Here is a 554-nt window from a genome sequence, read left to right as displayed (position 1 = left end):
GCCGCCCGGTCCCAGTGGCTATTCGCTCTGGCATACCGATGGTGGCAGCGACGACACCCGTCGCCTGGATTACACCGTCACCCTGGACCACAACGGCGCCCCGGTGCCCATGCCCAACGGCGTGGAGCAACAGCTGCATGGCATCGATACCGCACTGCTGCGTCTGGTGTTGTTACCCGGCATGAGCCAACCGGTGTTCTGCGTGCCCACGCCGATCACCTTCGATATTCCGCGCGTCCCCATTTCCACCCAGCAGGCCGGCACCTACTTCGGCGAGCTGCAGGTGGAGCTGCGCGTCCCCACGGTCACGCCCTGACCTTCCAGGAGCTTCCATGAAAATTCCAGCCGTTGTTCTGTTGACCCTGTCGCTGCTGCTGGCGGCACCTGCACACGCCAATCTCACCGTGCACCCGATGCGCGCGTCGGTCGATGGCAAGCGCAGTACGCAGATCCGCATCTATTCCCAGTCTACCCAGCCGCAGTACATCCAGACTTCCGTGCGACGTATCGTTGACGCCGCCGGCGAGCAGGAGCATGAGGTCGACGTCGATCCC

1 protein-coding gene and 1 pseudogene are annotated in these 554 nt (G+C 63.9%); both read left to right on the top strand.

What is annotated here, in order from left to right:
• Positions 1-316, top strand: a 316-nt coding sequence (locus ACXJKJ_RS31725; protein ID WP_457395684.1) for a CfaE/CblD family pilus tip adhesin, incomplete at its 5' end; no start/stop codon positions are given.
• Between the two features lie 16 nt (positions 317-332).
• A pseudogene (locus tag ACXJKJ_RS31720) lies at positions 333-554 on the top strand (hypothetical protein); the annotation flags it as partial.

It is taken from the genome of Roseateles sp. P5_E1 (assembly GCF_054049335.1).
This window is presented reverse-complemented; position numbering and strand designations above follow the sequence as displayed.